Here is a 21,283-nt window from a genome sequence, read left to right on the forward strand (position 1 = left end):
GTCGGCGCAACCACACTGCGCACCCGCGGCCGCCCATCCACACCCCGGACTCTAGCGGCTCAGGGCCCCACTCAGGTGGGGCCGAATGAAACCGCCCTACCGGGGCCAGATCAACTTGACATAGCCAGACGGGTGTGGTGGTGAGGTCTGTGTCGCACCGTGGCGCGGAGCGTCCTCGACCTTTTTCAAGAAGAGACGGGTTGGGGCATCGTCCTGGGCGCGGCGTGCGGTCGGAGGGGTGGGCGAGGCTACGGGGTGCGCGCAAGCACGACGGGCAGAGGTCAGCGAGTAGGCAGTGGTGGATAGGACATGCGAATGCCCATCCGAGTCTCCACTGCAGTTGCCATCGGCCATGGTTGTCGTCGAGGCAGTACGGGCAGAAGCGCGACCCGGCGCGCCGGGTCCATGGGGCAGTGCTCGTGAGCTGGTGGGTCTGAGGGTCGATCAACACGGCGGTGCCGTGGTAACGCTGGAGGGTGAGCGCGGACGAGTTGTCGGTCTGCGTCGCGGTCTGGAGATGTTCGAGTTCTGTGCCGGCGAGCGTTACGGTCCACGGTGGATACGGTTTTCGGTCGTCGTTGTGCAGACCTACTGCGGCGAGGATGTCGCCCCAGGCGGTGTGTGTGCGGGCGGCGACGGCTTCAAGCCAGGAGTCGATCGCTTCACCGGGAATCGGGGCCACTCTGATGGGTAGTGTCCTCGGCGGACCCACGGACGGGGTCATCCTGCCGCATCCATTCGTGTTGTGATGCGACCGCTGGCGAAGGCAGCTTTGAGCTCGTTTCGGGCGGCCTCGGCGGCCTGGTCGATCTTGACCGTATCGAGTAGCCCGGCGTCGAGCCGTTCATGGCAGGTGCGGATTGCCCGTTGGCATCCGACCCTGATCAGGGTCATCAGTGAGCCGATCTGCCCGGTCGATCGGATGTAGAGATAGTCCGAGAGGTCACCGGCGATCATGCCTGGATACTTGTCCGCGAGGACCACCTTCTGCTCAATCCTCTTGAGAGTTCGGCTCCAATCCTGTCGCCCTGAGTCGCTGGTGAGATCGAAGGGATCCATCGTCAATCTCGTGGTCCGTCTGCCGGTTTGTGCAAGAAGTGCACCTTGGTAGGCGTCGCCCTCGGAGAACATGCCTCGGTCCTTGAGGTCGACGCCAGCGAAGATCATGGTCACCGGAAATTCGTTAGCGATGTATTTGAAGTGGTTGCTGACTTCGACACCGGAGGTGGATCGAAGCCTGAGAAAGTGGAGGTCGTCGACGATGAGGATCTTGGTCTCGCACTCGAGGACGCTGTTGAGGGCGCGCTGCGCGAAGTCTGCCGCGCTGCCTCGTGTTTGACCGGGGTGTGCGTAGAAGGACAGCATCGCGCGATTGAAGTCGCGCAGGCCGGTGTTGCCGGTCAAGCCGACTCGGCAGACGGGCCATCGTTCGTTGCCATCTGGTGTCTGCTCTCCGCGTTCGGAGATCTCGCGGCGGTGGAAGGCTTTGGCGAACGCCAGCATCGCAGTCGTCTTACCCAAGCCAGGAACCGCGTCGATGGCGACTGCGCCCTTGGGCTTGTCGCAGTCTTGGGCGTTGGAGTCGATGATGTCCCAGAGGTCCTCGTGGATGTCACCGAGTTGCCGAGTTCTCAGGGTCCCCAGGTTGGCGTGCCAGTCCCGGCGCTCTCGGTCGTACGCGGACCGTGCGTTGTCGCTCAGTGCCTCGAGCTGATTGCGGGTGAGTTGCTCTGGCGGAACGCGATCTGGTGTGTTGACGAACTTCTTCCAGCCTTCCTTCCGTGCCAGGGTGAGGTTGTCGAGGGCTGGACGAGGCTCGTTCATACGTCCTCCAGCGCGTCGGCGTAGTAGTCGTCGGCGCTGACCAGGTCGAACTCGTCGTCGTCACCACCCGAGGGTTGCGCTGGCCCGATAGCTTCCGATAGCTCGGCTGAGTTATCGGAAGCTATCGGGTCACTCGTCGTTGGGGCGGACTGAGCAAGGACTCGCGCGACCGAGGGCAGGGAACTCACAGCGGGTTCGCCGACCATGCGGTCAAAGTCCTGTGACGCTCTTGCCATCCGTAGTGCAATCCTCCGATCGACGGCAGTCGTGCCCAGACCGATTTTCCATCGTTCGAAGAGGTCGGCGACTGCGAGGCGATCGTCGGGGTACCGGTACTTCGATGCTGCCAACTTCCGCGCGTATACGAGACCGTCCTCGCTGCAGGGCATCGCCAAAGCGGGTGCATGCTCCCAGACGAGGGGGTACCACTTGTTGTCGTCGAGGCGTCGGATGTAGACCGTGGTGATGTCGTCAGGGTCGTAGTAGATCGGCCACCTTCCGCGTGCCTCACCGCTGTACGGGCTTGTCACGTTGCGCAGGCCGTTGAGCCCTTCCCCGTTGTAGCGGCGGCAATCAATCTCCACTCCGTAGTGGAGGATCTGCCGCCACTCGGACTTGAGGAACTCGTAGGCAAAGTCGGGGTCTCTGGAGGCTTCGATGTAGCCGGCGCGGGCCACGCCGTGCTCGAACATCGCTGCGGGCGACATCCGCAGGCCCGGCACACGAGGGTCGACGAGGCTCGAGTGCGGACGGTGGTGGTAGACGACCGCGATCCATTCACGGATGATGGTCTCGAGTTCGTCGATATAGAAGAAGGCATCAGCTTCGGGACTCTCGCCTCGCGAGTGGATATCGGGTCCCTTGTAACCGGGAAGCGCCTGAAGCAGGTCTTCGCGGATAGTTCTGAAGAACCGTTCAACCGGTCCCTTGTCACGTCCGGTTCTCAGACGGGCCGGCTGGACAGAGATTCCCATCCGCTGACAGACACTCATCATGTGCTGTGACAGGTAGACCTTGCCGTGGTCGACGACGAGAGTCTCAGGCACGATGGCCGGCCCCGCCGAGCCGGCCGCCGTGCGCTCAGCACTCAGGTCGACGAGGACTGATCGCGGTAGTCCGTGCTCGGGCCACACTGCGTGCGCTGGCCAGTTCTCGCCTGCTGGTCTGGGGCGGTACATCTCGTAGAGCACCGCCGCCACGTCGACGGACTTCGTCGATACTGGCGTGAGGCGAAGTCCGGTGATACACCGGGTGTACCAGTCCATTGCGACCGTCAGTTCTATCTGTACCCATCTGAGGGTCACTGGGTCGAGGCCGAAGACATCTAGCCTGGTGGTGTCCATGAGGACGTACTCACCTGGTCGCGTTGGTCGGAGCTTGCCGTAGACGCCTTCCGGTCTACCAGCGATGTCGCGATTCCGTTTCGTCGAGAGTCGGAACGTCGGATACCGCCGTTCAAGTTCGGCGAGCACTCGGAACGCGGTCGCGCGGGAGGGTAGCTCGACGGCACCGTCAAACTTCGCGATTGCTCTGGCGTTGGTGTGTTCGATGACCAGGGTTCGTGATGGCTTTGACAGGCCTCCGTGCTGAACCATGACCTCGATTGCGATCTCTTTCCAGCGTCGATCTACCCTCGGGTGATCGTGCGAGGGCGTCGCCTTCCGGGCGTCGGCGAGACCGGCTTCACCGTGGGATCGGTAGTCCATTACCCAGCGTTCGAGGGTTCGCTTTCCTACGCCGAGTTCGGCGGCCTTCGCGGAGTATCGCTGGGTCATGGTCGTATCATGGGCATATTCGGGGCGAGGTTCGCCGGGTGCCGCCAGTTCGCTCGAACCGGCCTTGTAGCCGGTGAGCACTTCGCGAATGTGCTGTGCGCGCTTGGCGATCTCGTCAAGCTCCTGTCGGCTCAGGCTCGATAGAATCGCGCTTGCTGGTTCGATCGAGTTGGTGCTGGCGTCTTCCGCTAGGGGTGGGATGATCTTGGCCCGTTCTGATCCCGACAGCTCTTTGGCAGCGATTCTTCGGTACCCGCCGTCCGCGTGACTTTTGGCGATCAGCTGCAGGTTCCCACCTGTTGCGTCGAGCTCGACCACTTCGAGCGATTCGCCGTCGTAGAGGATGTGGGTCCCGACCCCCAGACGTGCTGCACTGCGGTTCATCGAACCTCCGTAATTTGACTTCGCCCGGTCAGGTGAGCGTCTATGTCGACGCGAAGTTGTTGGGTCCAGATCAGGTGGAAGAGGGTCGCGCGCAGCGAGTGCGCAGGGGCGTCGATTCCTCGCAGTGTGTCTGCGATGGTGCGTCCTGTGACTGCTTGCCGGAGGACTTGTTCGATGGCTTCAGGAGCGAAGTGGCGTGGGTCGCGAAAGCCTGCGAGGAACCTGACGTTCGTCAATCGAGTCGTGGGCGGTTCTGTGGCGACCGTGTAGCGCCATCCGCGAGCTTCAACTACGTGGCGCGTCCAGGCCAGGGTCGCTGCCACGTTTTCCTTGTCCGCCAGTCGCGCTGGTTTGACGTCGACTACGACAGGTCCTGATTCGGTGTCGAGGAGGTAGTCGGGAACGTGTGATCGGACCTTTCCGTCGACTTCTGTGGTCAGCCGGAACGGTTGGGCAGCGATCCCTCGAACGTCGGCGTCGAAGTCAGCGAGGAGCAGGTTTGCAAGCTCAAGGCGTGATTCGTAGATCACCAGGCGCTGCGTGGTGGACGCCCAGTACCACCCTGAGTAGTGCTTCTGGCCGTAGTACCAGCGAAAGGTCCGCCAAGGATCGGCGCCGTTTAGTTCGACGCTGGACGCAGTCGCGAAGTCGGTCGTTCGCGCGCAGCCATCTGCCCCGCGACGGTAGGTGACTTCCACCGCGGGCCCCGAGTTGTCTCCGGGAGGCACAGTCCTGAAGCTGCCACTTCTGGTCGGACTTCGTGGGACGTCATCCGGCGTGTCTCAAGTAGTTGGCACAGGTGCCGCTGTGATGCCAGGTCTGGTGAGACAGCGCCACGAAATCTGAGACCCTACAAACGAGAAGGTCAGCCCTTGGCCATGTCCACAAAGCGCGAGTAGTGCAGTTGGTGGGCGACGGTGACGGTCGCGGTAGGGCCTGCACGATGCTTGCCGAGGATGAAGTCGGCCTCGCCCGCGCGGGGATCGTCGCGCTCGTAGGCGTCGGGGCGGTGCACCAGGACGACCATGTCGGCGTCCTGCTCGAGCGAACCGGACTCGCGGAGGTCGGCGACCTGGGGCTTCTTGTCGGTGCGCTGCTCGGGACCACGGTTGAGCTGCGCGACGGCGATGAGCGGGACCTCGAGCTCCTTGGCCAGCAGCTTGAGCTGCCGGGAGAACTCCGAAACCTCCTGCTGACGGGATTCGACCTTCTTACCCGAGGTCATCAGCTGCAGGTAGTCGATGACGATGAGCTTGAGGCCGTGCCGCTGCTTGAGCCGGCGGGCCTTCGCGCGGATCTCCATCATCGTCAGGTTCGGCGAATCGTCGACGAACAGGGGCGCCTCGGAGATCTCCGACATGCGGCGCGCAAGACGGGTCCAGTCATCGTCGGACATGTTGCCCGAGCGCATGTCGGCGAGCTTGATCCGCGCCTCCGCGGAGAGCAGGCGCATGACCACCTCGGTCTTGCTCATCTCGAGGCTGAACAGGACGCCCGGCAGCTGGTGCTCGATGGCGCAGGAGCGCAGCACGTCGAGCGCCATCGTCGACTTACCGGCACCGGGACGCCCGGCGACGATGATCATCTGCCCTGCGTGCAGGCCGTTGGTGAGGGCGTCGAAGTCCGTGAAGCCGGTGGGCACGCCCATGCTGACGCCGCCGCGCGAGGCGATGGCGTCGATCTCGTCCATCGTGGGCTGCAGCAGCTCCTCAAGGATCACGTAATCCTCGGACGCCTTGCGCTCGGTGACGTCGTAGACGGCGGCCTGCGCGCGGTCGACGACCTCGGCGACGTCGGAACCCTCGGACCCCGAGTAGCCGTACTGGACGATCCGGGTCCCGGCCTCGACGAGCCGCCGCAGGATGGCCTTCTCGGCCACGATCTCCGCGTAGTAGCCGGCGTTGGCCGCCGTGGGCACGGTGGAGATCAACGTGTGCAGGTACGGCGCTCCCCCGACACGCTTGAGCTCGCCCCTGCGGTCCAGCATCGCGGAGACGGTGACGGCGTCCGCGGGCTCACCGGCGCCGTAGAGGTCGAGGATCGCGTCGTACACCGACTGGTGGGCGGGCCGGTAGAAGTCGCCCGGGCTGAGCACCTCGAGCACGTCGGCGATGGCGTCCTTGGACAGCATCATGGCGCCCAGCACGGACTGCTCGGCGGCGATGTCCTGCGGGGGCTGACGCCCGAAGTCCTCGCGGGGCGGACCGTCGGGAATCGACTCCGGACGTCCGGCGGGCCCCGCAGTGAACTCCTGCTCGTCAGTGACAGACACCGCGCACCCACCTCATCTCACGCCCCCGCCGTCGCTGCGCAGCGACGAGGACTCGCCTGTACTCGAACTGTCTACCGCGGACCCCTGACCAAAAGTCGGATGGCAACCACCTCGGCGGGGGGTCGCGAGCGACGCACGTGAACGCTAGGCGCTCCGCTCGGGACCGCAAAGCGGGCCTGTGTACCGATCTGTGCGCGATCTGTGGAGGGCGCGCGGTCAGGGTGGGGACGGCTGTGTGGACCGATGGGGAAAACCTGTGGAAACTCCGCCGCGCGATCTTGATCGTCCCAGCACGAACGCGGTAATAAGGGTGGGTACCGTTGTGGATCGAGATTCCTCCGCGTGTCGCACCGTCCTGACATTCGGGCGTGTCGTGAGTGAATCAGCCACCGTCGCGCTGAGAAAACCACCCTCAGTTGTTACCCGCCGGTCACCTCCTGAGGCTCCTACCAGCGCGAACGCAGGGGCGGACGGCGGGACAACTTCTACCGGCCCGCGTCGCCGCGTAGTCTGATCGATGCAAACCAGTAGCGGAAGGATCCACCCGATGAACACCTCCACGATCACGGCGCGCACAGCCGGCGTCGCGGTCGCGCTCGCGGCCGTCGCCACGTGCGCCATCGGGCCCGCCGGCGCGGCCCCGAGCCCCGCCCCCAAGCCGAAGCCCGCCACCGCTTCCGCCACCTGCACCAGCGCGAACCCGATGTTCGTCGTCGGCGGCCAGGTGGTGACCTGGAAGGTCACCGCGACGGTCGGCGGCAATGGCCAGATCCTGGTCGGGGCGACCGGCAACGCCGGCGCCCGGGACCTCGTCCTGAGCCAGTTCGCCTCGACCGCGACCCTGTCGTGGAACAACACCACCTCGGGGGAGTACGGCAGCGCCAAGCTCAACGGCGTCGGTCCCCTGCCCACCCTGAACAAGACCCCCATCACCACCGGCAAGGGCGCTGTGACCTTCAACCTGGTCATCAAGGTCGGCGCGGGCAGCGAGTGGATCGGCACGCAGACCAGCACACCGTGCGTCGGCACGATCACGGTCTGACCGACCCGACGACGAGAGAACCCCCACCGCCCGGACGGGCGATGGGGGTTCTTCCGTGTGTGGCGACTACTGCGCGGCGACGGTGAGCGCGAACTTCGCGCGCACGTCGGGGTGCAGCACCACGACCACGGGGAACGAGCCCGTGGCCTTGATGTGACCCTGCGGCAGCTCGATGCTGCGCTTGTCCACGGCGGGGCCGCCGGCGGACTTGAGCGCGGCGGCGACGTCGGCCGCGGTGACCGAGCCGAAGAGCTTGCCCGACTCCGCGATCTTCACGGTCAGCGAGACCGACTCCAGGCCCTCGATGGCCTGCTTCAGCTCGTTGGCGTGATCGAGGCCGCGCACGCGCTTGGCCTCCTGGCTGCGGCGGATGCCCTCGACCTGCTTCTCGGCGCCACGGGTGGCCACGATGGCAAGGCCGCGGGGCAGCAGGTAGTTGCGGCCGTAGCCGTCCTTGACCTCGACGGTGTCGCCGGGGGCGCCCAGGTTGTCGACGTCGGCGGTGAGGATGAGCTTCATTTCTTCACCCTTCCTTAGCGGGTCGTCGACGTGAACGGCAGCAGAGCCACCTCACGCGCGTTCTTGACGGCGATCGCGATGTCGCGCTGGTGCTGGACGCAGTTGCCCGTCACGCGACGGCTGCGGATCTTGCCCCGCTCCGACAGGAACCGACGCAGAAGCGTGGTGTCCTTGTAGTCGATCTTGGTGTTCTTCTCCTTGCAGAACGTGCACGCCTTGGCCTTGACGGCCTTCTCGACGCGCACCTTCCGGCCATTGCCCTTACCGGCCATGGTGTTGGTACTCCTTGATGAGGTCTACTGGCGCCCGGCGAACCGGGACGCCTTCACAGTGTTCGATCCCGGGGATCAGAACGGCGGATCGTCGTTGCCGCCGCCGAAGCTGCTCCCGGCCGCGGGGGCGCTGCCCCACGGATCGTCTGCGGGCTGGTTCTGGCGCGGAGCCTGCTGGGCGGGCTGGCTGTAACCGCCACCGCCGCCCTGGCCACCGCCACCGAAACCGCCGCCGCCACCGCCGCGCTGCGTGCGCGTCGGCTTCGCCGTCGCATAACGAAGGGAGGGGCCGATCTCGTCGACCTCGAGTTCCACCACAGTGCGCTTGTTCCCCTCACGATCGTCGAACGACCGCTGCTTGAGGCGGCCGGAGACGATGACGCGCGTGCCCTTCGTGAGCGACTCGGCGACGTTCTCCGCCGCCTCGCGCCAGATGTTGCAGCGCAGGAACAGCGCCTCGCCGTCCTTCCACTCGTTGGTGTTCCGGTCGAAGGTCCGGGGCGTGGAGGCGACGGTGAAGTTGGCCACCGCCGCACCCGACGGGGTGAAGCGCAGCTCCGGATCCGCCGTCAGATTGCCGATGACCGTGATGATCGTGTCGCCTGCCATGGTGTCTCTCCCTGTCGTTAGTGCGCGACTAGTTCTGCCGCAGCACCTTAGTGCGCAGCACCGACTCGTTCAGCTTGAGCTGACGATCCAGCTCGTTGACGGTCGCCGGCTCGGCGGTCAGATCGATCACCGCGTAGATGCCTTCGGCGTTCTTGGAGATCTCGTAAGCAAGACGGCGCTTGCCCCAGATATCGACGTTCCCGACCGATCCGCCGTCCTTGCGGACCACGTTCAGGAAGGTCTCCAGCGAGGGCGCGACGGTGCGCTCATCCAGGCTCGGATCCAGGATCACCATCAGTTCGTAATTACGCATGGGCTTTTCGCCTCCTCCTATGGACTATGCGGCCGTGGACTCTCCACGGCAGGAGTGTCGCCAGAACGGCAACCGCCCCAGGGTACCGCAACCCGTCGCCACCAGCGAAATCGAGCGGTGCGGGCCCCTCGTCGTGGACTACGCCACGCGCGCGGCGGCCGTCGGGTCACCGAACAGCACCGCGCACACCAGGGCGTAGATCTCGGCCTGAAAGGCGGGGTCCGGGTCGAAGCGACGAGTGCGGCCCACGTCGAAGACGACGGCGAAGGCCGCGTGCACCAGAAAGACGGCCTCGGCCGCGCTGAGCTCCGGACGGACCGCGACCAGCGCATCGGCGAAGACGGCGATGTTGGCGCGCTGGACGCCGGCGAGCCGGCTGCGGTCCGCATCGGGGACGTTCCCGATCTCGCGGAAGTACACGGTCATCAGCTTCGATCGGAGGAAGGACAGCTGCACGTACGTCTGCGCGAGCGCCGAGAGCCGCGCCGTGGGATCCGGCACCGTCGACGACACCTCGGCGAACGCGCCGGAAACGCCCTCGGCGGCCTGGTCGAGGGCGCCGACCAGGATGGCGGCCTTGCTGGGGAAGTACCGGTACATGCCCGACGGGACGATGCCGGCCGCGCGGCCGATCTGGCCCATGCTCACGTTGTGGAAGCCGTGCCAGAAGATCTGCTCGATCGCCTCGACCAGCACCTGCTCCTGCCGGCCCCCATCGGGGATCGGTGCGGACGCGGGCGCGGGCGCGAACGGCTCCGGCGGGGCGGGCAGCACCAGTTCCTGCCGCGCCGCCGCCGCAAGGACCGCCTCGGCGCGCTTCTGCGCCAGGACGGTGCGGTGCGCGGTGACGCTGCCGGTCACACTGATCAGCGCCACGCAGCGTCGCTCGATCTCGGCGCGGTCCACACCGGGGAGCGCGGGGGCGGCGGCGTCGGCGACGGTGCCGATCATGGCGGTGAGCTGCGCGCGGATCCGCGCACGGTCCCCGCTCTCGAGGAAGCGCATCTCCCATCGGAACAGGCCGCCGGTGTTCCGGCGCTCGAAGGAGACCCGCAGGGCCGCGTCGATGATCGCGTCGATCCGCGCGGCGGGCTCCTGCCCGGCCGTCGCCGCGGCCGCCTCGTCGACGGCGTGGCACAGCGCGTCGGAGGCGGAGGTGATGGCGTGCTCGAGCAGCGCGTACTTGTTGGGGAAGTGGCGGTAGACCGCGGGGCCGCTGATGTCGAGCGACGCGGCGATCTCCTCGATCCCGACGCCGTGGTACCCGCGCCGGGAGAAGTCCTCCGCGGCGACCCGCGCGATCTGCTCGCGTCGGTCCTTGGGCCGCTTCCTCCGCGCCTCGGTCACGTCGACACCCCCCTTCCAGCGTCCGCATCGAGCGTACCCACCATCCGGACCTCGTCCGCGACGTGCCGTCGACTCCCTAAGTAAGTGAATGTTCACACACGGACCCGGCTGAGGTTCCGGTATGACCGTGCCGTCGCGAGCGACGCGGTTCCGCCGTACGTGAGACGCCGGGCGATGTTCTCAAGGCAGCTCATGTATGCGATTGTGTTCTAGAACATGTTCAACGGGAGCCGAATCGCGCGAAGTTAAAGAATAGTGGTTCACTTGTGACATTCCCTGCGACAGCACCCATGGAAGGAACACCGTGCCCGAAGCATTCATCTACGAGGCGATCCGCACGCCGCGCGGCAAGCAGCGCGGCGGCGCCCTGCACGCCACCAAGCCCTTGGACCTGGTCGTCGGCCTGATCGACGAGCTCAAGAACCGCTATCCCACCATGGACCCCGCCGCGATCGACGACATCGTGCTCGGCGTCGTCTCGCCCGTCGGCGAGCAGGGCGGCGACATCGCCCGCACCGCCGCAACCGTCGCCGGGCTGCCCGAGACCGTGGCCGGCGTGCAGATCAACCGGTTCTGCGCCTCGGGCCTCGAGGCCACCAACATGGCCGCCCAGAAGGTCGCCGCGGGCCTGGGCGACGACCTGGTCCTCGCCGGCGGCGTCGAGTCCATGTCGCGCGTGCCGCTCGGCTCCGACGGCGGCGCCATGCACCAGGACATCACCACCAACTACGACACCTACTTCGTGCCGCAGGGCATCGGCGCCGACCTCATCGCGTCGATCGACGGCTACACCCGCGAGGACGTCGACCAGTACGCCGTGCAGTCGCAGGCCAACGCCGCGGCGGCGTGGGACAACGGCTGGTTCGCCAAGTCCGTCGTGCCCGTCAAGGACATCAACGGCCTGACGGTCCTCGACAACGACGAGCACCGTCGCCCCGGCACCACGGTCGAGGGCCTCGCCAAGCTGCGCCCCGCCTTCGACGGCATCGGCGAGTTGGGCGGCTTCGACGCCGTCGCCCTGCAGAAGTACTACACCGTGCCGAAGATCAACCACGTCCACACGGGCGGCAACAGCTCGGGCATCGTCGACGGTGCGGCCCTCCTGCTGATCGGCAACGAGGCGGGCGGCCAGAAGGCCGGCCTGACTCCGCGCGCCCGCATCGTCGCGACCGCGGTCACGGGCTCGGAGCCGACCATCATGCTCACCGGCCCGACGCCGGCCACCGAGAAGGTCCTCGCCAAGGCGGGCCTGTCGAAGGAGCAGATCGACCACTGGGAGCTCAACGAGGCGTTCGCGTCCGTCGTGCTGCGGTGGATGAAGGACCTCAAGCTGGAGCGGGAGCAGGTGAACCCGCTCGGCGGCGCCATCGCGCTGGGCCACCCCCTCGGCGCGACCGGCGCGATGCTGGTCTCGACAGTGCTCGACAACCTCGAGCGCACCGGCGGCCGCTACGGCCTGATGACCCTGTGCGTCGGCGGCGGCATGGGCATCGCCACCATCATCGAGCGCCTCTGACCGGCCGGAAAGACTACGGAGACAACAACTGACATGGCTGAGAACATGATCCGCTGGGAGCAGGACGCAGACGGCATCGTCACCCTGACGATGGACGACCCCACCAGCTCCGCGAACACCATGAACGACCTGTACCGCGAGTCGATGGGCGCCACCATCGACCGCCTCGAGGCCGAGAAGGACTCCATCACGGGCGTCGTGCTGACCTCGGCGAAGAAGACCTTCTTCGCCGGCGGCAACCTGGGCCTCATCCGCCAGGCCCGCCCCGAGGACGCCGCGACACTGCGCGACGGCGTCGAGTCGATGAAGGCCGCGCTGCGCCGCCTCGAGACCCTCGGCAAGCCCGTCGTCGCGGCGATCAACGGCGCCGCGCTCGGTGGCGGCCTCGAGATCGCCCTGGCCACCCACCACCGCATCGCCGCCGACGTGCGCGGCTCGCAGATCGGCCTCCCCGAGGTCACCCTCGGCCTGCTCCCCGGCGGCGGCGGCATCGTGCGCACCGTGCGGCTGCTGGGCCTGCAGAGCGCGCTCATGGGCGTCCTGCTGCAGGGCCCCCGGATGAAGTCCGCCAAGGCCAAGGAGGTGGGCCTGATCCACGAGGTCGTCGGCACCGTCGAGGAGCTCATTCCGGCCGCGAAGGCGTGGATCAAGGCGAACCCCGAGGGCGGCGTGCAGCCCTGGGACGTCAAGGGCTACAAGATCCCCGGCGGCTCGCCCAGCTCGCCCGCGATCGCGGCGAACCTCCCCGCGTTCCCCGCGAACCTGCGCAAGCAGCTCAAGGGCGCCCCCATGCCGGCGCCGCGCGCCATCATGGCCGCCGCGGTCGAGGGCGCGCTGGTCGACTTCGATACCGCCTCGGTGATCGAGGGCCGGTACTTCGTCTCGCTGGCCACCGGTCAGGTGAGCAAGAACATGATCAAGGCGTTCTTCTTCGACCTGCAGACGATCAACGGTGGCGGCAGCCGGCCCGACGGCTACGACAAGTACACCGCCAAGAAGGTCGGCGTCATCGGCGCCGGCATGATGGGCGCCGCCATCGCGTACGTCTCCGCGAAGGCCGGGATCGAGGTCGTGCTCAAGGACATCGACCTCGACGCCGCCAAGCGGGGCAAGGCGTACTCCGAGAAACTCGAGGAGAAGGCGCTGGCCAAGGGCCGCACCACCGCCGAGAAGTCGGCGGAGCTGCTCGCGCGGATCACGCCCACCGTCGACGCCGCGGATTTCGCCGGCGTGGACCTGGTGATCGAGGCCGCGTTCGAATCGGTCGAGGTCAAGCACAAGGTGTTCCAGGAGATCGAGGACATCGCCCTACCGGACGCCATCCTCGGCTCGAACACCTCCACGCTGCCGATCACCATCCTCGCCGAGGGTGTGAAGCGCCCCGAGGACTTCATCGGCATCCACTTCTTCTCCCCCGTGGACAAGATGCCGCTGGTCGAGATCATCCGCGGCGCCAAGACCTCGGATGCGGTGCTGGCCAAGGTCATCGACTACACGCTGCAGATCAAGAAGACGCCCATCGTGGTCAACGACAGCCGCGGCTTCTTCACCTCCCGCGTGATCGGCACGTTCGTCAACGAGGCCATCGCGGCCGTCGGCGAGGGCGTGAATCCGGTACTGATCGAGCAGGCCGGCCAGCAGGCCGGCTACCCCGCGGCGCCGCTGCAGCTGATGGACGAGCTGACCCTGACGCTGCCGCAGAAGATCCGCAAGGAGACCCGCGCCGCCGCCGAGGCCGCCGGCACGCCGCTGCCCCCGCACGGCAGCGACGCGGTCATCGACGCGATGGTCGAGGCGGGCCGCACCGGCCGCAAGGACGGCGCGGGCTTCTACGACTACTCCGACGGCAAGCGCACCGGCCTGTGGCCGGGCCTGAAGGATCTCCTGCCCGCGGGCCAGGACATTCCGCTGCAGGACATGATCGACCGGATGCTCTTCGCCGAATCGCTGGAGACCGTGCGCTGCTTCGACGAGGGCGTGCTCACGTCCGTCGCCGACGCGAACGTCGGCTCGATCTTCGGCATCGGCTTCCCCGCGTGGACCGGTGGCGTGCTGCAGTTCATCAACGGCTACACCGCGCCGGACGGCACCGTCGGCCCCAAGGCCTTCGTCGCCCGCGCGCAGGAGCTGACCAAGTACGGCGAGCAGTTCACCCCGCCCGCCTCGCTGGTCGCCAAGGCCGAGGCCGGCGAGACCTACGAGTAGGACTCACTGAGCAGCAGCGGTACGGAGAGGCCCGGCACCACCCCGGTGGTGCCGGGCCTCTCGCCCTCCCCGGTGAGCCGGTGGCCGAACATCACCCTCAGTCGAGCGAAGGGGGTTTCAGTCTGCGAAACGGGCGGGGCGCTTGTTCAGCATGGCGTCCACGCCCTCGCGATAGTCGTCGCTCTCGAGGAGGACCACCTGGGACTCGGTCTCGCGGCGCAGGGCGTCGTCGAGGCCGGCGAGTGTGGAAGCGTTGACGGCGCGCTTCGTGGCGGCGATCGCCTCCCGCGGCCCCGACGCGAGCTTCGCCGCGGCCGCGGCGACGGCATCGTCGAGCTCCTCCGCCGGATGCACGGCCGTGACCATTCCCGCCGCCAGCGCCTCCGCCCCGTACATCCGATCGCCCAGCAGCGCCATCCCCATCGCACGGGAGCGGCCGATCGCGGCGGGAACGAGGGCGGTCGTACCCGCGTCCGGCTGCAGCCCGATGCCGATGAAGGGCAGCAGAAAGTACGCGGTGTCGGCGACGAACGTGAGATCGGCGGAGAGCGCCAGGCCCACCGCCATGCCCGCGCACGGTCCGTTCACCTTGGCGATCACCGGGATCGAGGCCTCGACGATCGCACGGACGTAGGCGTTGACGGCTTCGAGTGACTCCCGCGGCCCCACGGCCTCCCCGGCCAGATCGACGCCGGTGGAGAAGGCGCGGCCCTCGCCGGTGACCACGATGACGCGGATCGCCGCATCCGCGTCCGCCTCGCCGATGATGCGCGCCAGCTCCCATGCGGCCCGAATCCCGAAGGCGTTCATGCGCTGCGGGCGGTCGATCGTCACCGTCAGGACGCCGCCCGAGAGGTCGCGCCGAAAGTCCTCGTTCCCGCTCACGCCATCACCGTGTCCGGCTCCGAAGGCTTCGACGTGAGCTCGCGCGTGAGCGCCGTGAGGACGCCGGGGATCCCGGGGATCCCGGCCTCGGAGGCGGCCGCGGCGAGCGGAGCACGCCCGACCCACATCATGCCGCGCGGGGCGATCGTGTACTGGGCACCGAACTGCTCGGTGAAGCGTGTGGGGAACACCTCCGAAAGCTAGCACAGATGAGAGAATAGTCTCTAACATTTCGAGCAGATACCGCGCAGCTCATGGGTGGCCCGGTCAGAAGGTGGTCGTGTTCGCGACGTCCACGCTCACGCCGTGGCCGTCGCGGGTGAACACCGTCTTCTCCGCCGATGCGTCCACGGTCCATCCGAAGGCGCTGTAGGTGTGCCCGTAGCGGATCGTGGTGGGGGGTTCGGCGACCCCCATGTTGCCGAAGTACCAGTCGAGTTCGCCGCCCCGGTAGACGAACCCGTAGGCGGGCTCGCCGGTCTTCGCGCGGTAGGTCTTCCCGAACTCGATGGACTGGCACTCCACCAGCTCGGCCCGGATGTTGCACGTGGTCTTCCCCGACTCCGTGAGCACGCGGACCGCCCTCCCCAGGGTGGTCGGCAGTGCCGTGACGCTCACGCGCGGCGTCGCCGAGGGTGCCGCCGACGACGGCTCCTGCGTGCCGGTGGAGCCGGTGCCCGGCCGGGCGCTCGGCTCCGCGGTCACCGTCACCGTCGAGGCCGCGCTGGAGGACGAGCGGTCCCCGCACCCCGCCGCGGCCACCGCCACCAGGACCAGTGCCCCCGCGACCTTCATCGACGACCCCATGTCCGCTCCTCCCGTGCCGCGTCGGAGCGGCTCATCCAGGGGATCGGTGAGCGATGCACGATCGTTAACAAGGGTCCTGACTCCGCCTAGGGTGGGCGGCGTGAAGGCATGGGCGGGGCTCGCCGGCCGAGCGTGACGGCACCGTCGCCCCGCCCCGCCGACCGGGGCCGATAGGGTGGGGCGCATGTCCCGGCCCAGCTTCCGCCCCGATCGGGTGGCGTGGACCGTGCTCGGTCTCACCGTTCTCGCGCTCGTCATCGGCTATCAGATCAAGGCGCAGTGCACCGGCGCGCCGTTCGACGAGCTCGGCCGCTCCGAGGGCTTCGCCTCGACGCCGGGCCGGATCTGCTACTCCGACATCCAGTTCCTGTGGACGGGCCGCGAGGTGAACAATCACATCTTCCCGTACCTCACCGGCTGGATCGACGGTGACGGGAAGCTGCAGGGCGGCGCGATCGAGTACCCCGTGCTCAGCGGCCTGCTGTTCTGGGTCGGCGCCACCGGCGCGCAGAGCGACGCCGAGTTCCTGCTCCAGATGGCGCTGCTGCTCGCCCCGTTCGGCCTCCTCACCGGCTGGGTGCTCGCCAAGGTCTCGGGCCGCACCGCCGTGTTGTGGGCCGTGGCGCCGCCGCTCGCGCTGTACGCCTTCCACAACATGGAGCTACCGGTCGTCGCGGCGGCGACGCTCGGCTTCGGCATCATGGCCTGGGCAGACAGGACCGGCGGGTCGATCCGGATCCCCGCGATAGCCACGGCCGCGGTGTTCGCCGTGGGCTTCGACCTGAAGATCTATCCGGGCCTGTTCGTCGCGCCCCTGGTGCTGTACGTGCTCACCCACGGCCGGTCGGGGGCCGTCGCCCTGCCCGACGGCCCCGGACGGCGCGCCCGCGTCGACTGGCGCGCGCTCGACTGGGTGGGCGCCGCAGCGACCGCGGCGACGGCGGTGGTGGTGGCCGTCGCGATCAACGTGCCCTTCATGGTCCTCGGCTTCGACGGCTGGCGCGCCTCGCTGAAGTTCCAGGAACTGCGCACGGCGGACCTGTCGACCAACTCGATCTGGTACTGGGGCGCGCTCAAGGCGTTCGACGACCCGAAGGACTACGACGCCTTCGTCGCATCCCTCTCACCGCTGCTCATCGTGATCTCGATCGCTGCGCTGCTGCTGTACGGCTGGCTGCGCTACCGGCGCACCGGCGTCTACCCCTGGCTCGGCGTGAGCGGCGCGATCCTGGCGGCGTTCATGCTCTTCCACAAGGTGCACTCCCCGCAGTACGTGCTGTGGCTGCTGCCCTTCTTCATCCTGCTCAAGGTCGACTGGCGCCTCGTCGCGGCGTACCTCCTGTGCGACCTGAGCCTCGAGCTCACGGTGTGGACCTACTTCTCCGAGCACGCGGCGAACCTGCCCATCACGTGGTGGGTTCAGTGGGGCGTCTGGATCGGCGTCTGGGGCCGGGCCGCGCTCCTGGTGGTCTTCATCTGGTACCTGCCGCGCTGCGCGCCGCGGCTGCGCAGCCAGGAGGAGTCCGGCGCACCGTCGAGCACGCCGCCCGCCGGATCGTCGAGCGGGGGCGTGTACGGCCCCGGGTACGTCGACCGCACCAGGTCCTCGTCGGGCCGGTAGATCTGACGGATCACCAGCGCGCACAGACCGATCACGGCCAGATCGCGCAGGAGGACCGTGGCCGTGAAGGCCTGTTCCGGCAGCCCCTTGTTCTGCATGCCGAGGAAGTACATCATCCGCGGCACCCACACGAGGGCGTCGATGGTCATCCAGGCCAGTAGGAGCCTGGTGTGCGGGATCGCAAGCACCGCCAAGGGCACGAGCCACAGCGAGTACTGGGGGCTCCACACCTTGTTCACCAGCAGGAATCCGGCCACGAGGAGGAAGGCGAGCTGCGCGACGCGCGGCCGCCGGGGCGCCGCGAGCGCGAGGTAGGCGACGCCGGCGATCACCGCGACGAAGAGCGCCAGCGTGATGCCGTTGGCCAGCGACGAAGCGCCGCCGCGCGGACCCTGGCCGCCGAACACCCAACCGCCGGTGAAGGAGCTGATCACGGCGTAGATCGAGTCCATGTCGACCGGGCGGATCGAGTTCCGATGGAAGAACTCCCACCAGCCACGCGGAGCCGCGACGAGGATCGGTAGGTTCACCGCGACCCAGGTCGCCACGGCCATCGTGCTCGCGATGAACCACGGGCGCAGCCGGCCCGCGCGCAGGCACAGGAAGAACAGCACGATCAGCAGGAAGGCGGGGTAGAGCTTCGCGGCGGTACCCAGCCCGAGCACCACGCCGGCCCACGCGTGCCGCTCCCGCGACCACAGCAGCATCCCCACCGCCATCGCGGCCACGGCGATCGCGTCGAAATTGGTGAATGCGTGCACGATGACCAGCGGCGACGCGGCCATGAGCATGACGTCCCACGGCCGACGCGCGCCAGGGCGCGACGGTGACGCCGCGCCGCCCGCTAAGCGGGTGGTGGCCCACACCGCGATCAGCCAGAACAGCGCCAGCCCGACGGCGGAGACCGTGAAGAACAGCACCACCTCGATGGCCCCGGGCACGCCCCACTTCTCGTGCAGGACCACCCACGCCTTCGCGACCTTCATCGACGCGTACTGATACATGCCGGTGAGCACCGGGTACTCCATGTAGCGCTCCTGCCGGGCGCCCGTGGGATCGGTGTCGAAGAACTGCGTGACGTAGGGCATGAGGCCCTCGTTCAGGCGTTCGGCGCCGTACAGGGGCACCGTGTCCGAATAGCACATCGCGGCGTACGGACGGTTGCCCGACCAGTCGAGCACCAGCTGCCCGCCGTCGGACTTCTGCTGCAGGCAGCCCGCCTTGGTGGTCCAGCCCAACGCCAGGAACAGCACCGCGACCAGCAGGATCAGGCGCATCGGCGTGAAGAAGCGCTGGAAACCGACGAGCGCGTGCGCGCCCACCGGCCCGCCGAGCACCGTCGAGAAGTCCTGCGCGACCGCATCCGTGTGACTGGGCACGTCCCGGTCCGGCTCGACGACCGTGGCCGGGTCGAACGGGCCGGGGCTGACGTGGAGACGATCGTCGTCCCCGTCGTGCTCCCCCTGGGGAAGCGTCACGGCACCGGGTTCGTCACCCGCGGCGGTACTGTTCCGCCGTTCCCGGGCCCGGTTCCGTTACCGCCCGGCCGCGGCCGGGTGGTCGCCTGGCCCGGGTAGTCGGGGTTGCCCGGTTGCGTGGTCGTCGGGTCCCACGGGAAGGTGGGCATCGGCACGCCGGGCAGGCCCGGCACCGTGCGGGTCGCCGTCGTGGTCTCGCCCGCCGAGGCCGACCCGGTCGCGGTGGCGGTGCCGGTCGAGGAGGTCCGCACCCGGGCCTCCACCGGAACACCCGCCTGGCCGCCGATCATGCCGGGTGTCGGGAAGGACTCGTAGTCGGTGCCGCTCAGAGCGCCGTCCATCGTCTGCTTCCACACCGTCGACGGGACGCCGGAACCGTAGATGGGGCCGCCCCAGCCGTTGGTGATCGGGCCGCCCTTGTCATTGCCGACCCACACGGCGGTGGAGATCGACGGGGTGTAGCCCACCATCCAGGCGTCCTTGTTCTGGCCGGTGTCCTGGTATTGCGCGGTGCCGGTCTTGGCGGCCGAGGCGCGGCCCCCGGCCAGTCCGTTGCCGTTGGAGTACGACGCGACGGGCTGCAGCGCCGCGGTCACGTTGTTGGCGACGTCCTTGCTGAAGCGACGCTCGCCCGGATCGCTCTGCCGGTCCAGCAGCGTGCGGCCGTCGGCGGTGGTGACCTTGCTGATCAAGTGCGGAGCCCGGTAGACGCCCTCGGCGGCCAGGGTCGCGTACGCGGAGGCCATGTCGATGGGGCGGCTCTGGTACTGGCCGAGGACGACGCCGCCCTCGACGCCGCTGCCGTCGGTCTGCTCCAGCGTCTTCTTGATGCCGCCGAAGCTCTCCGCGACGCCCGCCTTGTGCGCTGCGTCGGCGACGTCCCTGGCCTGGTTGTTCAGGTCCATCATGAGGCGGTAGTACACGGTGTTCAGGGACATCTTCATCGCGGTCGCCAGGTTGCAGCTGCCGCACGACTCGCCGTCGGAGTTGGTCACGGTGACCCCCTGCGCCTTGAACGGCGAGGACGAATAGACGCGGGAGAGGCCGATGCCCTGCTCCAGGCCCGCGACCAGCGCGAAGACCTTGAACGAGGAGCCGGTCTGCAGGCCGGCCTGGACGCGGTCGTAGCCGTTGCCGTCACTGCCGCCGTAGTAGGCGAGCACGCCGCCGGTCTTGGGGTCGACGGAGACGATGGCCGTCCGTAGGTCCTTCGGCTGGTTCTCGGCCATGTTCGCCGCGGCCTTCACCGCCGCGGACTGGGCCTGCGGATCGATCGTGGTGGTGATCTTCAGGCCCTGGTAGGTCAGCGCCGACTCGTCGATACCCGCGTCCTTGAGCTCGCGGATCACCTGCGACTTGATCAGGCCGTTCGGGCCCGCCGACAGGTCGTCGCCGTTGCCCCGTCCCGGGGCGACGGTCCTCGGGAACTGCAGACCGGCGCGCTGCGCGGGGTCGAGGGTCTTCATGTCGACCATGCCGTCGAGGACGTAGTTCCACCGCCCGGTGGCGTCGGCGAGGTTGGTCGTGGGCTCGTAGAGCGACGGCCCGCGGACGAGTCCGGCGAGGAGCGCAGCTTGCTCGACCTTGAGGTCCTTGGCGTTGACGTTGAAGTAGGCCTTCGCGGCCGCCTGGAGGCCGTAGGCGCCGCGGCCGAAGTAGATGGTGTTCAGGTAGGCGGCCATGATGTCGTCCTTGGACCAGGAGTTGGACATCTTGGTCGACATGATGAGTTCTTTCCACTTGCGCGTCAGGGATGACTCGTCGCCGACCAGGGCGTTCTTCACGTACTGCTGCGTGATCGTGGAGCCGCCGCCGGCTTCCTCGCCGTCGTCGGCGACGCCGGGGATCCGCTTCCACACCGCGCGCGCGAAGCCCTTGACCGAGAAGCCCGGGTTCGTGGCGAACTCCCGGTCCTCCGCTGCCATGATGGCGTTCTTCATGACCTCGGGAATGTCCTGCGCGGGCATGATCTCGCGGTTGCCCTCCGGCGGCACGACGCGCGCGATGGGCGTGTTGCCGTCCTTCATGACGATGGTCGCGACCTGGCTCGTCTGGATCTCGCCGGGCTGCGGCACGTCGGTGCGCCAGTAACCGACCAGGAAGGCGAGGAGCGCGATCACCATGATCAGCGCGACCGCGGCCACACCGCCGGTCACGACGCGCCGCAACAGTGAACCGCTCATGAGCGCTCGCAGCCCCTTCTTGTCGGAATCGTCGCGGTCGCCGTCGTCGGGCTCGTCGGGACCGTCTCCGCCGCCACCGGGGCCGTCCCCACCCGGGCCGTCGCCGCCGGGGCCGTCGCCGCCGGGTGCCGGGGCGGCGGGGGCGGCCGTCTTGCGGATCACGACGGGCTGCTCGGCCGGGGCGGCCGGGCGGGCTGCGCCGCCCCGATCGGCCTCCGCAGCGAGCTCGGC

General features: G+C 68.0%; 18 protein-coding genes. 3 read left to right on the forward strand and 15 right to left on the reverse strand.

Annotated elements, in window-relative coordinates:
• From FK529_RS20830 to dnaB, 5 genes are all read right to left on the reverse strand, one after another.
• Positions 1-724, reverse strand: a 724-nt coding sequence (locus FK529_RS20830) for a TniQ family protein (protein WP_146564231.1), incomplete at its 3' end; no start/stop codon positions are given.
• Positions 721-1,824 carry an AAA family ATPase gene (locus tag FK529_RS19310; RefSeq protein ID WP_146564233.1) on the reverse strand — a complete coding sequence of 368 codons (1,104 nt, stop codon included), beginning with the start codon at positions 1,822-1,824 and terminating at the stop codon, positions 721-723. The genes FK529_RS19310 and FK529_RS20830, both read right to left, overlap by 4 nt.
• On the reverse strand, positions 1,821-3,983 hold the full coding sequence (locus tag FK529_RS19315) for a TnsB C-terminal domain-containing protein (protein ID WP_146564235.1): 2,163 nt from the start codon (positions 3,981-3,983) through the stop codon (positions 1,821-1,823). Before FK529_RS19315 ends, FK529_RS19310 begins: the two co-directional genes overlap by 4 nt.
• Positions 3,980-4,681, reverse strand: coding sequence for a TnsA-like heteromeric transposase endonuclease subunit (locus FK529_RS19320; protein WP_158635160.1), 702 nt, complete (start codon positions 4,679-4,681; stop codon positions 3,980-3,982). The genes FK529_RS19315 and FK529_RS19320 overlap by 4 nt, the downstream gene beginning before the upstream one ends.
• Before the next feature lie 167 nt (positions 4,682-4,848).
• Positions 4,849-6,198: a replicative DNA helicase gene (gene dnaB / locus FK529_RS19325; RefSeq protein WP_146564256.1), complete on the reverse strand. Its 1,350-nt coding sequence runs from the start codon at positions 6,196-6,198 to the stop codon at positions 4,849-4,851.
• A 604-nt stretch (positions 6,199-6,802) separates the two neighbouring features.
• Here dnaB and FK529_RS19330 point away from each other — a divergent pair.
• The gene (locus tag FK529_RS19330; RefSeq protein WP_146564239.1) at positions 6,803-7,297 is read left to right on the forward strand and encodes a hypothetical protein; all 495 of its coding nucleotides are present in this window, start codon (positions 6,803-6,805) and stop codon (positions 7,295-7,297) included.
• A gap of 66 nt (positions 7,298-7,363) precedes the next feature.
• Here FK529_RS19330 and rplI read toward each other — a convergent pair whose 3' ends face one another.
• From rplI to FK529_RS19355, 5 genes are all read right to left on the reverse strand, one after another.
• On the reverse strand, positions 7,364-7,816 hold the full coding sequence (gene rplI, locus FK529_RS19335; protein WP_146564240.1) for a 50S ribosomal protein L9: 453 nt from the start codon (positions 7,814-7,816) through the stop codon (positions 7,364-7,366).
• Positions 7,817-7,830: 14 nt separating this feature from the next.
• Entirely contained in the window at positions 7,831-8,088 is a 258-nt protein-coding gene (gene rpsR, locus FK529_RS19340; protein WP_068526176.1) for a 30S ribosomal protein S18, read from the reverse strand.
• 75 nt (positions 8,089-8,163) lie between these two features.
• Positions 8,164-8,697, reverse strand: coding sequence for a single-stranded DNA-binding protein (locus FK529_RS19345; RefSeq protein WP_146564242.1), 534 nt, complete (start codon positions 8,695-8,697; stop codon positions 8,164-8,166).
• Between the two features lie 28 nt (positions 8,698-8,725).
• On the reverse strand, positions 8,726-9,010 hold the full coding sequence (rpsF, locus tag FK529_RS19350) for a 30S ribosomal protein S6 (protein ID WP_068526178.1): 285 nt from the start codon (positions 9,008-9,010) through the stop codon (positions 8,726-8,728).
• A gap of 138 nt (positions 9,011-9,148) precedes the next feature.
• Positions 9,149-10,357: a TetR/AcrR family transcriptional regulator gene (locus FK529_RS19355; protein WP_146564245.1), complete on the reverse strand. Its 1,209-nt coding sequence runs from the start codon at positions 10,355-10,357 to the stop codon at positions 9,149-9,151.
• Positions 10,358-10,661: 304 nt separating this feature from the next.
• On the opposite strand from FK529_RS19355, the gene FK529_RS19360 reads away from it, so the two are divergent.
• Both FK529_RS19360 and FK529_RS19365 read left to right on the forward strand, forming a co-directional pair.
• Positions 10,662-11,873, forward strand: a complete 1,212-nt coding sequence (locus FK529_RS19360; RefSeq protein WP_146564246.1) for an acetyl-CoA C-acetyltransferase — start codon at positions 10,662-10,664, stop codon at positions 11,871-11,873.
• A gap of 33 nt (positions 11,874-11,906) precedes the next feature.
• Positions 11,907-14,078: a 3-hydroxyacyl-CoA dehydrogenase NAD-binding domain-containing protein gene (locus FK529_RS19365; protein WP_146564248.1), complete on the forward strand. Its 2,172-nt coding sequence runs from the start codon at positions 11,907-11,909 to the stop codon at positions 14,076-14,078.
• Positions 14,079-14,195: 117 nt separating this feature from the next.
• On the opposite strand, the gene FK529_RS19370 is transcribed toward FK529_RS19365, so the two are convergent.
• From FK529_RS19370 to FK529_RS19390, 5 genes are all read right to left on the reverse strand, one after another.
• Positions 14,196-14,963: an enoyl-CoA hydratase-related protein gene (locus tag FK529_RS19370; RefSeq protein ID WP_231703185.1), complete on the reverse strand. Its 768-nt coding sequence runs from the start codon at positions 14,961-14,963 to the stop codon at positions 14,196-14,198.
• Positions 14,960-15,154 (reverse strand): hypothetical protein, encoded by a 195-nt coding sequence (locus FK529_RS19375; RefSeq protein WP_193559735.1) that lies wholly within the window; start codon positions 15,152-15,154, stop codon positions 14,960-14,962. The genes FK529_RS19370 and FK529_RS19375 overlap by 4 nt, the downstream gene beginning before the upstream one ends.
• 76 nt (positions 15,155-15,230) lie before the next feature.
• On the reverse strand, positions 15,231-15,770 hold the full coding sequence (locus FK529_RS19380; protein WP_146564250.1) for a hypothetical protein: 540 nt from the start codon (positions 15,768-15,770) through the stop codon (positions 15,231-15,233).
• A 1,419-nt stretch (positions 15,771-17,189) separates the two neighbouring features.
• Positions 17,190-18,869, reverse strand: coding sequence for a glycosyltransferase family 87 protein (locus FK529_RS19385; RefSeq protein ID WP_146564252.1), 1,680 nt, complete (start codon positions 18,867-18,869; stop codon positions 17,190-17,192).
• Positions 18,866-21,283: transglycosylase domain-containing protein (locus FK529_RS19390; RefSeq protein ID WP_438947216.1), on the reverse strand; the 2,418-nt coding region annotated here is incomplete at its 5' end. The genes FK529_RS19390 and FK529_RS19385, both read right to left, overlap by 4 nt.

It is taken from the genome of Tsukamurella asaccharolytica (assembly GCF_007858435.1).
In the GTDB taxonomy this organism is placed as follows: Bacteria; Actinomycetota; Actinomycetes; order Mycobacteriales; family Mycobacteriaceae; genus Tsukamurella; species Tsukamurella asaccharolytica.